Below are 12,629 nucleotides of genomic sequence, written 5' to 3' on the forward strand. Positions count from 1 at the left end.
CCTTACCGCGCGCCTTCGTGCCACAGCACGACGCGCAGGGTCTGGAGGAGGATCAGCAGATCGAGGAAGGGCGTGTAGTTCTTGGCGTAATAGAGATCGTATTCAAGCTTGTGCCGCGAATCCGCCAGCGAGGCACCATAGGGGTAATTGATCTGCGCCCAGCCGGTGATACCCGGCTTCACCATGTGGCGCTCGGCGTAGTAAGGCAGCTGCTCTTCCAGTTCCGCCACGAACTCTGGACGTTCAGGGCGAGGGCCGACGAAGCTCATCTCGCCCTTGAGCACGCTCCAGGTCTGGGGCAGTTCGTCGATCCGCACCTTGCGGATGAAGCGGCCGATGCGCGTCACGCGCGGATCGTTTTCCTGCGCGAACTGCGCGCCGTTCACCTCGGCATCGGTGCGCATAGAGCGCAGCTTGATCACATTGAACGGCTGGCCATAGAGGCCGACGCGGGTCTGGCGGAAGAACGCAGGGCCTTTGCTGTCGAGCTTCACCAGCAATGCGAACAGCACGATCACCGGCAGTGTCAGGCTGAGCAGGAGCAGGCTGGCGGCGATGTCGAAGATGCGCTTCGCCGCACTCGACAATGCACGGCCGGAGGAGAATCCGTCCGAAAAGATCAGCCAGCTGGGGTTGACCGTGTCGAGATCGACCCGCCCCGTCTCACGCTCCATGAAGGTCGAGAAGTCGTTGACGTGGACGCCGGTGGTCTTGATCCGCAGCAGGTCCTTGAGCGGCAGGGCATTGCGCCGTTCCTCCAGCGCCAACACCACTTCGCTCACGCCAAGGTTCTCGACGTAGCGGGTAAGGTTGTTGATCGCATCGCGGTGGATTGCTTCGACGACGACGGGCGCGGCGCTGCTCATGCCGATATAGCCGACAATGGCAAAGCCCGCTTCGGGCCTGTCGCCCAATTGCCGCAAACGCTCTGCCCGCGCCCCTGCGCCCAGCACCAGCACACGGCGGCGGAATGCCGAAGTTCCCAGCAGCCCGCCCAGCAGCAGCCGGATCGCCACGAGAAACGCCATCGCGAGGAACATCGCGTAGAACAGGTTGGAGCGCCACAGCGTCCGGCCGGGCAGCATGAAATAGACCACCGAAAGCGCGATGATGCCCAGGCTCACCGCCACCAGCAGCCGCGCGGTAGCATAGCGCATCGAGCGCAGCGCATCAGAGCCATAGACCCCGACCGCGATCATTGCCATCTGCACCAGCACCGCAAACAGCAACAGCGGCGTTGCGCGCATCGGCACCACGCCCGGATCTATGCCGATCTGATGCGCGCGAAATTGCCAGCCGATCTCGCCAGCCCCGATCAGCAGGGCGAAATCCAGCAGGCCCAACAACAGGACCGAATGCGGGATATAGTGTTTGAACAGGCGGATCATCGGTCCGGCGCAAGTACCTATCGGAGCACGGAATTGGCTCCTTCGCGCCTTTCTTACATCGCAAAGGGTAAAGCGTCGGTTACCCTGACACCCGCCCATCGGCGAGCCCGGCCAATAAAATCATTATTTTTCAGATACCTGACAAAAAATGCGATGAAACGATGTCGGCATGTTTTACATCGCGTCCTGTCGTGTGCCTTTATTTCCCGTCGCCGTCAGCAACGTCCTTGGCGGCATCACCGACGGTCTTGGCCGCCTGTCCGACGTCGTCCGCAGCCTCGGCAATCGCATTGTCGCGTGCGGAACGGCTGCCTTGTGCCTGCAACAGGAAGTAGCCGCCCACCAGCAGGCCCACGATCAGCACGAGCGCAATCAGCCAGCCGCTTCCACCACCGCTGCTACGCACCACGGGGCTGTCGTGCACCGTCGTGCGGGTTTCCACGCTGCCATCGGGCTGGCGTACTTCGACACGTTCCTCGACCATCTGAATTCTCCGGTTATCACCTTGCTGTCTGACACAAACCCCGGATGACGGTAGCGTTCCTGCGCAGGGAATTATCCAACTGGCGAGCGACCCGCTTCGGTGCCATTGTGCAACCATGCGGCAGAAAGAACTGCGACTTGCCCTTGTCTGCTATGGCGGCATCAGCCTTGCCGTCTACATGCACGGCGTAACCAAGGAACTGTGGCGGGCAACGCGCGCCAGCCGTGCGTTCCATTGCCCTGATGGTCCGGTCTCCGAAGGTGTGGAGGCCGTCTATCTCCGCCTGTTCGAGGAAATTGCCCTCACCCGCGACCTGCGCTTGCGCCTTCTGCCGGACATCATCTCCGGTGCCAGCGCCGGGGGCATCAACGGGGTGTTTCTCTCGCAGGCGATCGCCACCGGACAAAGCCTTGAGCCGCTAACAGCGATGTGGCTGGAACGGGCTGACATCGACGTCCTGCTCGATCCCGATGCCAAGCCGTGGAGCCGCTTTGCCAAGTTCTGGGCGCAGCCGCTGGTTTGGTTCGTGCTCAAGCGCCCCGGCAACGTGGTGAGCAGCACAGTCGCGCCGGAAACCCGATCGGAAGTGCGCCGCAAGGTCTCGCGCCTGATCCGCGCGCGCTGGTTCGCACCGCCCTTCAGCGGCATCGGTTTCTCTCGCATGATCGCCGATGCGCTGGATGCCATGGCCAGCACGCCAATGGGCGATCCGCTCCTGCCCGAAGGCCACCCCATCGACCTGCTGGTCACCGCAACCGACTTCAACGGCCACCTTGAGGAACTGCGGCTGAACAGTCCCGAGACTGTGGTGGAGAGCGAACACCGCCTGTCCATCGGCTTTCGCCGTGCCACCAGCCGCAATGGCGACCGCAGTCTTGCCCCCTGCCCCGAACTGGTCCTCGCTGCCCGGTCGACCGCCAGCTTCCCCGGCGCATTCCCCCCGCTGCTGATCGACGAGATCGACAGTCTCGTGGCGGAGCGCGGCCAGAAATGGCCCGGTCGCGCACAGTTCCTCCAGCGCATCATGCCAAGCCACTGGAAGCGGGGCGATGTCGATTCCGTGGCGCTGGTTGACGGCGCGGTGCTGGTGAACCGCCCCTTCGCGCAGGCGATCAGCGTGCTGCGCGACCGGCCCGCCCGACGCGAAGTGGATCGCCGCTTCGTCTATGTCGATCCAAGCCCTGATCACATGCGCATTGCGCCCAAGGGCGGGCGCACCATCGGCTTCTTCTCCGCGATCTTCGGCTCGCTATCGTCGATCCCGCGCGAGCAGCCGATCCGCGACAATCTGGAATCGCTGGAACGCCAATCGCGCCAGCGTCAGCGCCTGCGCACCATCGTCGAAGCGCTGCGGCCCGAGATAGAGCATACCGTCGAGGCCCTGTTTGGCCACACCCTGTTCTTCGACCGCCCCAACCAACGCCGCCTGACCGCGTGGCGCAACAAGGCGCAACAGGCGGCGGCTGAACGCGCTGGCTTCGCATTTCATGGCTATGCCCAGACCAAGCTCGCCGGGATCGTCGCCGATCTAGCCGCCCTGATCCACGAGGCCGCGCCAGAAGCCGCGACGGCAGCCAAGGTCGAAGCCTCGCTGTGGGAGCACCTGACCGCCGTGGGCCTCGACCGTCTGTCGGCCCTGCGCGGCGGCGGGGCAACCGACGCTGCCATCATCTTCTTCCGCACCCACGATCTGGCCTTCCGCATCCGCCGCCTCAAGCTTCTCGCCCGTCGCCTGACCCACGATTGGGAAGCGGGCGAAAGCGTCAGCATTGCCGACCGTGAAGCCGCGCGCGATGCGGTCTATCGCGCGCAGGCACTCTATCAGGGTCGCGAAACCGTCGAAGGTCTTGGCCCCGGTTTTGCCGAGACAGCCGCCCTTGCCACCATCGATCCCGCCGCCGTGCTCAGCGCCATTTCCACGCGGCGCGATCTGGTAGGGCTCGACCTGCAGGTCGATTCCATGCTCGTCGCCGCGCTCGAGAGCATGGACAAGCCGCTGCGCCGCCGCTTCCTCCACGCCTATCTCGGCTTCCCGTTCTACGACATCGCCACTCTGCCACTGCTGCAGGGCGAAGGCATGGGCGAGTTCGATCCGGTGAAGGTCGATCGCATCTCGCCCGACGATGCCACCTCGATCCGCAAGGGCGGCACATTCGCCTGCCTTCGCGGGGTTGAGTTCTTCAACTTCGGCGCCTTCTTCAGCCGCGCCTACCGCGAGAACGACTACCTCTGGGGCCGCCTCCACGGCGCCGAGCGCATGATCGACCTGATCTGTTCGACGGTCGAGGAGCCGCTCTCGCCAAACGTCATCGCAGCGTTCAAGCGCGATGCATTTCTGGCCATACTGGAGGAGGAACAAGGGCGGCTGGTTGCCGAGCCGGGCCTGGTCGACCGTGTGCGCGCGGAGGTTGTGGCGGCGTTCGAATAACACAGCATGCGCCCCCGCGCAGGCGGGGGCCCCGGTGTTGTTACAGAACGTCAGCTTAAACCGCCCGAGGCCCCCGCCTTCGCGGGGACTCAGCAATCAGATCCCCGTCCACGCATCCTTGATGCGCTCGAAGAAGCCCTTCGACTGCGGGCATTCCTCACCCGTCTCGGTCGCCTGAAACTCGCGCAGGATTTCCTTCTGGCGCGCAGAGAGCTTGGTCGGTGTCTCGACGTGGATTTCCACCACCAGATCGCCAATCCCGCGCCCCTGCAGCACTGGCATACCCGCGCCGCGCTTGCGCAACTGCTTGCCAGACTGGATGCCAGCCGGAATCTCGATGGCGTGAACCTTGCCGTCCAGCCCCGGAATTTCGATTTCGCCGCCCAGCGCTGCCGTCGTAAAGCTGATCGGGCAGCGCGTCAGCAGCGTGGTGCCTTCGCGCTCGAACACCTTGTGGCGCTGGATGTGCAGGAACAGGTAAAGGTCGCCCGGAGGCGCACCGAATGGCCCAGCCTCGCCCTTGCCCGCAAGCCTGATCCGGGTGCCGGTATCGACACCTGCCGGAATGTTGACCTGCAGCCGCTGCTCGGCATCGACGCGGCCTTCGCCACGGCAGGCCTTGCAGGGGCTTTCGATCACTTCGCCCCGGCCATGGCAGTTGGGGCAGGCTCGCTCAACCATGAAGAAGCCCTGCTGCGCCCGCACCTTGCCGTGCCCGCCACACAGGTTGCAGCGCCGCGCCGAAGTCCCCGGCGTCGCGCCCGATCCGCTGCAAGGCTCGCACTTCTGCGAAACCTCAACCGCGATCTCGGTTTCCTTGCCGTGGAACGCGTCCTCGAGGCTGATTTCCAGATCATAGCGCAAATCCGCGCCACGCCGCGCCTGTTGACGCCCGCCGCCGCCGAACGCACCGCCGAAGATCGTCTCGAAGATATCGCCGATATCGCCGAAATCCCCGCCGCCAAAGCCGCCGCCGGGATTGCCGCCGCCGCCCTGCTGGAACGCGGCGTGGCCATAACGGTCATAGGCCGCCCGCTTCTGCGGGTCGGAGAGGCAGGCATAGGCCTCGTTGATCTGCTTGAACTTGGCCTCGCTCTCGGCACAGCCCGGATTCTTGTCCGGATGGAACTTCATGGCGAGTTTGCGGTATGCAGACTTGAGGACCTTCTCGTCCGCAGTCCGCTCCACTTCGAGCAGTTCGTAGAAATCGATTTCCGCCGACATTGCGCTTCCCTAACGCGAAGACCCGCCGCCAGCGCAGGGACGCGAGCGGCGGGCCGGTTTCATCGCAATATCACTTGTTGTCGTCGACTTCCGAGAACTCGGCGTCGACCACATCGTCATCGGCCTTCGGGGCTTCGGCACCCGGAGAAGCCGCAGCAGCCTGCTCCTTCTCGTAGATCGCCTGCCCCATCTTCATGGCCTTTTCGGTCAGCGCCTGGGTCTTGGCGGTCATGTCATCAGCGTTGCCGCTTTCGACAGCCGTCTTGGCTTCGGCGATGGCGGCTTCGATCTCGGCCTTCAGTGAAGCGTCGATCTTGTCGCCGTTCTCTTCAAGCTGGCGCTCGGTCGCGTGGATGAGGCTATCGGCGTTGTTCTTGGCTTCCGCCTCGGCACGACGCTTCTTGTCCTCTTCGGCGAACTTCTCGGCATCGCGGACCATCTGGTCGATGTCCGCATCCGACAGACCACCAGACGCCTGGATGCGGATCTGCTGCTCCTTGCCGGTGCCCTTGTCCTTCGCGCTCACGTTCACGATGCCGTTGGCGTCGATGTCGAACGTCACCTCGATCTGCGGCACGCCGCGCCGTGCGGGCGGAATGCCGACGAGGTCGAACTGGCCGAGGAGCTTGTTGTCCTGCGCCATCTCGCGCTCGCCCTGGAAGACCCGGATCGTCACCGCCTGCTGGTTGTCCTCGGCAGTCGAATAGACCTGGCTCTTCTTGGTCGGGATCGTGGTGTTGCGGTCGATCATCTTGGTCATGATGCCGCCCAGCGTCTCGATGCCCAGCGAAAGCGGGGTCACGTCGAGCAGCAGCACGTCCTTGACGTCGCCCTGCAGCACGCCTGCCTGAATCGCCGCGCCCATCGCCACGACTTCGTCCGGGTTCACGCCGGTATGCGGGTCCTTGCCGAAGAAGTCCTTCACCACTTCGCGGACCTTGGGCATGCGGGTCATGCCACCGACGAGGACGACCTCGTCGATGTCCTTGGCCGTCACGCCAGCGTCAGCCAGCGCCTTCTTGCAAGGATCGAGCGTGCGCTGGATGAGGCCTGCGACCAGCTTTTCCAGATCGGCGCGGGTGATCGTCTCCACCAGATGGAGCGGGGTGGTCGAGCCACCTTCCATGCGGGCGGTGATGAACGGCAGGTTGATCTCGGTCGTCTGGGCAGACGACAGCTCGATCTTGGCCTTTTCCGCGGCTTCCTTCAGGCGCTGCAGGGCAAGCTTGTCGCCACGCAGGTCCATGTTTTCCTTGGCCTTGAACTTGTCGGCCAGGTACTCGACCACGACCGTGTCGAAGTCTTCACCACCGAGGAACGTGTCGCCGTTGGTCGATTTCACCTCGAACACGCCGTCGCCGATTTCCAGCACCGAGATGTCGAACGTGCCGCCGCCAAGGTCATAGACCGCGATCGTCTTGCCGTCCTGCTTGTCGAGGCCATAGGCCAGCGCCGCAGCCGTCGGCTCGTTGATGATGCGCAGCACTTCGAGACCCGCGATCTGCCCGGCGTCCTTGGTTGCCTGGCGCTGCGCGTCGTTGAAGTAGGCCGGCACGGTGATCACAGCCTGCGTGACGGTCTCGCCAAGATAGGCCTCGGCGGTTTCCTTCATCTTCTGAAGCGTGAACGCCGAGATCTGCGACGGGCTGTAGTCCTGGCCACCGGCCTTGACCCAGGCATCGCCATTCTTGCCCTTGGTGATGGTGTAGGGGACGAGTTCCGTGTCCTTCTGGGTCAGCGGATCGTCAAAGCGGCGGCCGATGAGGCGCTTCACCGCGAAAATCGTGTTGTCCGGGTTGGTGACAGCCTGGCGCTTGGCCGGCTGGCCGATCAGGCGCTCACCATCCTTGGTGAAAGCGACGATCGACGGCGTGGTGCGCGCACCTTCCGAGTTTTCAATGACCTTGGGCGTACCCCCGTCCATCACTGCAACGCAGCTGTTGGTCGTGCCAAGGTCGATACCGATAACTTTAGCCATGAGTTCCCCAGTTCCTTCCATTCAAGACACCGCGAGGATTGATGGTCCCCCTGCCGGGCAGACCGCCATGTGCGGCTCGATTGAGGGCGATATAGGTAGGGTTCTTCTTGGCACAAGGCCTGCGCGCGCTTACCTCGGGCGACATAACGGCATCTGGAGTCGCCACCCATGCGCAAGCTTGCAATCATTGGACTTTCCGCCATCGCCCTCTCGCTCGCCGCATGCGGGCAAAAGTCCGAAGATCCCGGCGCAGCGGCCAGCCAGAGCGCACAGGCTGGCCCCGAGAACGCCCCCGGCGTGGTGGTGACCGATGCCATGGTGCGCCTGCCCGCCGTTCCCGGAACCCCGGGCGCTGCCTATTTCACCGTCTTGCAAGGCAGCGGCGCACCGCGCAAGATCGCCTCGGTCTATGTCGAAGGCGCCGAACGCGCCGAGATGCACGAGACGACGACCGCCAACGGCATCTCGAAGATGCAGCAGGTCAAGGACGTGCCGATCGAATCCGGCAAGAGCGTCCGGTTCAAGCCCGGCGGCCTCCATGTCATGCTGTTCGATGTGGGTGACACGCTCAAGGCTGGCAGCACCACCGAACTGACCATCACGCTCGACAATGGTGACAAGGTCAGCGTTCCCGCCCGGATCGAAACCATTGGCGGCGCAAGCGGCGGTGATGCCATGGAAGACATGGACCATTCCGGCCACGACATGTCGGGCCACGACATGAGCAAGATGTGAGATCAACCGGCGCTCCCTGCCCGCCCGGCGGGGAGCGCGCTCTGACGCGCGGCGAATGTGCGCTCGTCGCCGAAGTTTTCGGCCAAGCCGTCAACCCCGCGCCCGTCCGCATCCGCCGTCGTCGCTGGTTTCCGTTTCAGCCGACCGGAACGGTAATGGCCCCCATGGGCCACATCCACTTCGCCCCTGCCAGCCCGCACTATTGCGATGATTTCGCGCACGCATCGCTGCCCGCGCAGGGCCTTTTCATTCACGAGATGGTCCACGTCTGGCAAACCCAGACGCGCGGCAAATGGTGGCTCCCCCTGATGCGCCATCCGTTCTGCCGATATAGCTACACCTACGATCCAGGCCGCCCGTTCGAACAATACGGCATCGAACAACAGGCAGAACTCGTCCGCCACATGTTCATGGCCAGACGGGGCGCACCGTCCCCGGCTGCCCCGTCCTTGCAAGCGCTCGAAGCGCTGGTGCCGTTTACTACTGCCTGATCAGCAGCGCACTTCATACTCCCGACCGTAACGGTCCACCTGGTAGCATCGGTTATCGCGCTTCCTGATCTGTGAACCACCGGCTGCACCGACAGCCCCGCCGATGGCAGCACCCGTGGCAATATCGCCGCCCGTTGCCGCGCCGATGCCCGCGCCAACCGCGGCACCAACCGCCGCACCCTCGCCCGCGTAGTTGCGGGCGCAGCCGCCCAGCGTGACGGCAGAGCCCATGATAAGCGATGCAATGATGATCTTGCGCATAGTCTGTCTCCATTTCCCGGAGACGACGAGCAGGCCGCCCTCCTGTTCCGGCCCATGCGACGAACCGAGGCTGCCGAGGGTTTCTCCTGCCGAAACCACGACATCTGGCCCGGGACAGATGCGCTGCTTCAAGGCAAGGTCCTGTCCTTGCCGACAGGACCCAGCCAATGCCCCACGCCGTCGATCACCACGCCATCCTCGCCCGCTTCGCCGCCTCACGCGGCGGTGATGGCAATATCTTCCGCGACATCGACCCAAGGCGGCTCGCCCATATCGTCGTCGACATGCAGAACGGCTTCATGGAGGAAGGCGCACCGGTCGAAGTGCCCATGGCGCGCAGCATCGTCGACAACATCAACCGGATCAGCGCCGCAATCCGCGACAGCGGCGGGCACAACGTGTTCCTGCGCTACACCACTCCGCCCGAAGGCGGCCCGAGCTGGTCAAACTTCATGGTGCGCATGGGCGGCACCGCGCAAGACCACCGAAACGCCTTCACCCCCGGCCACCACCTCTGGCAACTATGGCCGACGCTGGACGTTCAGGACGCCGACACCGTGATCGACAAGCACCGCTTCAGCGGCTTCACCCCCGGCACCTGCTCGCTGCACGAAGCCTTGAAAGCGCGCAACATAGACACGGTGCTGATCACCGGCACCCTGACCAACTGCTGCTGCGAAAGCACCGCCCGCGACGCGATGCAGCACAACTACCGCGTACTGATGGTGAACGACGCCAACGCCGCGCTATCGGACGAAGAGCACGCGGCAACGCTGCACAACATGGCATTCGTCTTTGCCGATCTCTATTCAACGGATGAGATTGTGGGGTTGCTGAGGCGGTAGGATCGCAGCGCTGGCGAATGGGCCCCGGCCTACGCCGGGGCGACCAAATTTATTGGCAACTCTAATCCCGATCTATTGGCAACTCTAATCCCGTCACCCCGGCGATGGCCGGGGCCCATAACCTCTCGAACACAAACCTGCACCCCCGCGCAGGCGAGGGCCTCGGTGCAGTTACGGAATGGCAGCGTAAACCGACTGAGGTCCCCGTCTGCACGGGGACACACCATGGCTCTACGTCAGATCAATCCGGCTTCTTGGCCACCGCTACCATGGCAGGCCGCAGCAGGCGATCCTTGATCATGTAGCCTGCCTGCAGTTCCGAAATCACCGTGCCCGGCTCGGCATCGGCCGAGGGCATCTCGATCATCGCCTGGTGCTGGTGCGGGTCGAGCGGCAGGCCCATGGCGGCGATGCGGGTGATGCCGTGGCTGCCGAAGACCTTCTCGATCTCGCGGCCAGTCGCTTCCAGCCCGGCAACGAGGTTCTTGAACTTGTCGTCCTCGCGCAGATCGGCGGGGATTGTTTCGAGCGCGCGGGCAAGGTTGTCGGCCACCGAGAGGATGTCGCGGGCAAAGCCGGTCGCGGCATAGGCGCGGGCGTCGGCAATGTCCTTCTCCATGCGGCGGCGCACGTTCTGCGTCTCGGCCTTGGCGTAGAGCACGTCCTGCTTGGCCGTCTCCAGTTCCTCGCGCAGCTTGTTCAATTCATCGTCTCCTGCCGAATTCTGGGGCGAAGACTGGTCGATCATGTCCTCGGGCACGCCCTTCAGTTCCGCCTCAACTTCTGAATCCCTGGGGCGCGTGTCGTTATCGCTCATTTTCTCGAAAACCCGTCTTGTCCGATGAATCTGCCCAGCGTCTGGGCGGTGAAATCAACCATGGGGACGACGCGCGCATAATTCAACCGCGTCGGGCCGATCACGCCGACCACGCCGACCACCCGCCCCTCGCTGTCGCGCCATGGCGAAGCGATCACCGAGGAGCCGGAAAGCGAGAAAAGGCGGTTCTCGCTGCCGATGAAAATCCGCGTCGCCTGCGCCTCGCGCGCGGCATCAAGAACGCGGGCAATCGCCTCGGCGCTCTCCAGTTCTTCCAGCAATTGCCGCACGCGCTCGATGTCGCTCAGCGCCGCTTCGTCGAGCAGATTGGCCTGCCCGCGCACCACCATCACCGGCCGCGCCGCAGCATCCTGCGTCCACACCACCAGCCCGCGTTGGACCAGATCGGTGCTGGCAGCATCGAGCGCCGAGCGCCCGCCCGCGATTTCCGCCCGCACCACGCCGGATGCCTCGCCCAGAGTGCGCCCCTGCAACCGGCTCGTCAGGTAATTTCCCGCCTGCTCGAGCACGTTGGGGCCGACGGGTTCGGGCAGATCGATCACCCGGTTCTCGATCCCGCCATCCTCGCTGACCAGCACGGCCAGAGCGCGGACGGGAGAAAGCGGCACGAACGAAATCTGCACCAGTCGCGGCTCGCGCTTTGGCACCATGACCACCGCCGCGCCCGCCGAAAGCTCCGACAGTGCCGAACTCGCCGCCGCCAGCGCATTCTCGATGGTCCCGCCATGCGCCAGCCCCCGCTCGATCTGCGCGCGTTCGGCTACGGTGGGCTCGGCCACCTGCATGATCCCGTCAACAAAGAGCCTGAGGCCCACCTCGGTCGGCATCCGCCCCGCGCTGGTATGCGGTGCCGCCAGTAGGCCTGCATCCTGCAGTTCCTGCAACACCGAGCGGATCGACGCAGGCGAAAGGTTCACGCCCCCCGATCCGGCAAGCGCCTTCGACCCCATCGGCTGCCCGCTGGCGATGTAACCCTCCACCACAAGACGAAAAATCTCGCGAGCGCGGTCGGTCAGATCGGTAAGCGTGGGTCCTGTCATCATCACCATTCTATTTACTGCTCTTGCAGGCTCAAGACCAATGCGCCAGAGGCCATGCAAACTTGCGAGGGAAATTCCATGAGACCTTCCGGCCGTGCGCCCGATGAAATGCGCCCAATCGTCATCGAAACCGCCTTTACCAAGCATGCCGAAGGTTCGGTCCTGATCTGCTTTGGCGATACCAAGGTACTCGTCACCGCCTCGGTGGAAGAGCGCGTGCCTCCGTTCCTGCGCGGCAAGGGCGAAGGCTGGGTCACGGCGGAATACTCGATGCTCCCCCGCGCCACCCACACGCGCGGCAGCCGCGAGGCGGCCAAGGGCAAGCAGTCGGGCCGCACCCAGGAAATCCAGCGCCTGATCGGCCGCTCCCTGCGCGCCGTTACCGATCTCAAGAAGCTGGGCGAGCGCCAGATCACCTTGGACTGCGACGTGATCCAGGCCGACGGCGGCACCCGCACTGCCTCGATCTCGGGCGCATGGGTCGCTCTGCGCCTCGCCGTGCAGAAGCTGCTCGATAGCGGCGCGATCAAGGAAGACCCGCTGACCGAGAAGGTCGCCGCGATTTCCTGCGGCATCGTCAATGGTCAACCGGTGCTCGACCTTGATTACATTGAAGATTCCTCGGCCGATGCCGACGCGAACTTCGTCCTGATCGAAGGCGGCAAGATCGCCGAAGCCCAGGCCACCGCCGAAGGCGCGACCTACGACGAGGAAGGCCTCCTGCGCCTCCTCCGCCTCGCCCGCATCGGCTGCAACGAGATCTTCGCGGCGCAGGAAAAGGCGGTTCGCGGTTAAGTTCAGGCGGGACCTATCATGGCGTCACCCAGGCGAAGGTCGGGGTCCACTACCCCTCGGAGCATCCGGGCGACGAAATGGATCCCGGCCTTCGCCGGGATGACGACAATCAGGACGATGCT

The 12,629-nt window shown here is 64.2% G+C and carries 12 protein-coding genes; 5 read left to right on the forward strand and 7 right to left on the reverse strand.

Annotated features, from left to right (window positions below; genetic code table 11):
• Positions 1-2 precede the first annotated feature (2 nt).
• Together ACZ1JW_RS16170 and ACZ1JW_RS16175 are read right to left on the reverse strand one after the other, a co-directional pair.
• Positions 3-1,388, reverse strand: a complete 1,386-nt coding sequence (locus ACZ1JW_RS16170; RefSeq protein ID WP_465125727.1) for a TIGR03013 family XrtA/PEP-CTERM system glycosyltransferase — start codon at positions 1,386-1,388, stop codon at positions 3-5.
• 199 nt (positions 1,389-1,587) lie between these two features.
• A complete protein-coding gene (locus ACZ1JW_RS16175) occupies positions 1,588-1,872 on the reverse strand; it encodes a hypothetical protein (protein WP_465125726.1) in 285 nt (94 codons plus the stop codon).
• A gap of 115 nt (positions 1,873-1,987) precedes the next feature.
• Between ACZ1JW_RS16175 and ACZ1JW_RS16180 the strand changes: the two genes are divergently transcribed.
• Entirely contained in the window at positions 1,988-4,300 is a 2,313-nt protein-coding gene (locus ACZ1JW_RS16180; protein WP_465141318.1) for a patatin-like protein, read from the forward strand.
• A 96-nt stretch (positions 4,301-4,396) separates the two neighbouring features.
• Here ACZ1JW_RS16180 and dnaJ read toward each other — a convergent pair whose 3' ends face one another.
• Together dnaJ and dnaK are read right to left on the reverse strand one after the other, a co-directional pair.
• Positions 4,397-5,524, reverse strand: coding sequence for a molecular chaperone DnaJ (gene dnaJ / locus ACZ1JW_RS16185; RefSeq protein WP_465141319.1), 1,128 nt, complete (start codon positions 5,522-5,524; stop codon positions 4,397-4,399).
• A 70-nt stretch (positions 5,525-5,594) separates the two neighbouring features.
• A complete protein-coding gene (gene dnaK, locus ACZ1JW_RS16190) occupies positions 5,595-7,502 on the reverse strand; it encodes a molecular chaperone DnaK (protein ID WP_465141320.1) in 1,908 nt (635 codons plus the stop codon).
• 168 nt (positions 7,503-7,670) lie between these two features.
• On the opposite strand from dnaK, the gene ACZ1JW_RS16195 reads away from it, so the two are divergent.
• Positions 7,671-8,237, forward strand: coding sequence for a copper chaperone PCu(A)C (locus ACZ1JW_RS16195; protein WP_465141321.1), 567 nt, complete (start codon positions 7,671-7,673; stop codon positions 8,235-8,237).
• Positions 8,234-8,728: a vgr related protein gene (locus ACZ1JW_RS16200; protein ID WP_465141322.1), complete on the forward strand. Its 495-nt coding sequence runs from the start codon at positions 8,234-8,236 to the stop codon at positions 8,726-8,728. Before ACZ1JW_RS16195 ends, ACZ1JW_RS16200 begins: the two co-directional genes overlap by 4 nt.
• Here the strand turns inward: ACZ1JW_RS16200 and ACZ1JW_RS16205 are convergent, their stop codons facing one another.
• Complete coding sequence (locus ACZ1JW_RS16205; protein ID WP_465141323.1) at positions 8,729-9,121, reverse strand: glycine zipper 2TM domain-containing protein; 393 nt, start codon at positions 9,119-9,121, stop codon at positions 8,729-8,731. It abuts the gene before it with no gap.
• Between the two features lie 35 nt (positions 9,122-9,156).
• On the opposite strand from ACZ1JW_RS16205, the gene ACZ1JW_RS16210 reads away from it, so the two are divergent.
• Positions 9,157-9,834: a cysteine hydrolase family protein gene (locus tag ACZ1JW_RS16210; protein ID WP_465141324.1), complete on the forward strand. Its 678-nt coding sequence runs from the start codon at positions 9,157-9,159 to the stop codon at positions 9,832-9,834.
• A gap of 241 nt (positions 9,835-10,075) precedes the next feature.
• On the opposite strand, the gene grpE is transcribed toward ACZ1JW_RS16210, so the two are convergent.
• Both grpE and hrcA read right to left on the reverse strand, forming a co-directional pair.
• Positions 10,076-10,651 carry a nucleotide exchange factor GrpE gene (gene grpE / locus ACZ1JW_RS16215; RefSeq protein WP_465141325.1) on the reverse strand — a complete coding sequence of 192 codons (576 nt, stop codon included), beginning with the start codon at positions 10,649-10,651 and terminating at the stop codon, positions 10,076-10,078.
• Positions 10,648-11,712 carry a heat-inducible transcriptional repressor HrcA gene (gene hrcA, locus ACZ1JW_RS16220; RefSeq protein ID WP_465126361.1) on the reverse strand — a complete coding sequence of 355 codons (1,065 nt, stop codon included), beginning with the start codon at positions 11,710-11,712 and terminating at the stop codon, positions 10,648-10,650. Before hrcA ends, grpE begins: the two co-directional genes overlap by 4 nt.
• A gap of 78 nt (positions 11,713-11,790) precedes the next feature.
• Between hrcA and rph the strand changes: the two genes are divergently transcribed.
• Positions 11,791-12,507: a ribonuclease PH gene (rph, locus tag ACZ1JW_RS16225; protein WP_144907197.1), complete on the forward strand. Its 717-nt coding sequence runs from the start codon at positions 11,791-11,793 to the stop codon at positions 12,505-12,507.
• The last annotated feature ends 122 nt before the right edge of the window (positions 12,508-12,629 follow it).

The sequence above is a fragment of the Novosphingobium sp. BL-A-28-Hi1-0D genome, assembly GCF_055521755.1.

Bases quoted from the DNA above. Each gene is read 5' to 3' on its own strand.
- ACZ1JW_RS16210 (WP_465141324.1), top strand. From the start codon at position 9,157: ATGCCCCACGCCGTCGATCACCACGCCATCCTCGCCCGCTTCGCCGCC.
- rph (WP_144907197.1), top strand. From the start codon at position 11,791: ATGAGACCTTCCGGCCGTGCGCCCGATGAAATGCGCCCAATCGTCATC.
- ACZ1JW_RS16170 (WP_465125727.1), bottom strand. From the start codon at position 1,388: ATGATCCGCCTGTTCAAACACTATATCCCGCATTCGGTCCTGTTGTTG.
- hrcA (WP_465126361.1), bottom strand. From the start codon at position 11,712: ATGACAGGACCCACGCTTACCGATCTGACCGACCGCGCTCGCGAGATT.
- ACZ1JW_RS16175 (WP_465125726.1), bottom strand. From the start codon at position 1,872: ATGGTCGAGGAACGTGTCGAAGTACGCCAGCCCGATGGCAGCGTGGAA.
- dnaJ (WP_465141319.1), bottom strand. From the start codon at position 5,524: ATGTCGGCGGAAATCGATTTCTACGAACTGCTCGAAGTGGAGCGGACT.
- dnaK (WP_465141320.1), bottom strand. From the start codon at position 7,502: ATGGCTAAAGTTATCGGTATCGACCTTGGCACGACCAACAGCTGCGTT.
- ACZ1JW_RS16195 (WP_465141321.1), top strand. From the start codon at position 7,671: ATGCGCAAGCTTGCAATCATTGGACTTTCCGCCATCGCCCTCTCGCTC.
- grpE (WP_465141325.1), bottom strand. From the start codon at position 10,651: ATGAGCGATAACGACACGCGCCCCAGGGATTCAGAAGTTGAGGCGGAA.
- ACZ1JW_RS16180 (WP_465141318.1), top strand. From the start codon at position 1,988: ATGCGGCAGAAAGAACTGCGACTTGCCCTTGTCTGCTATGGCGGCATC.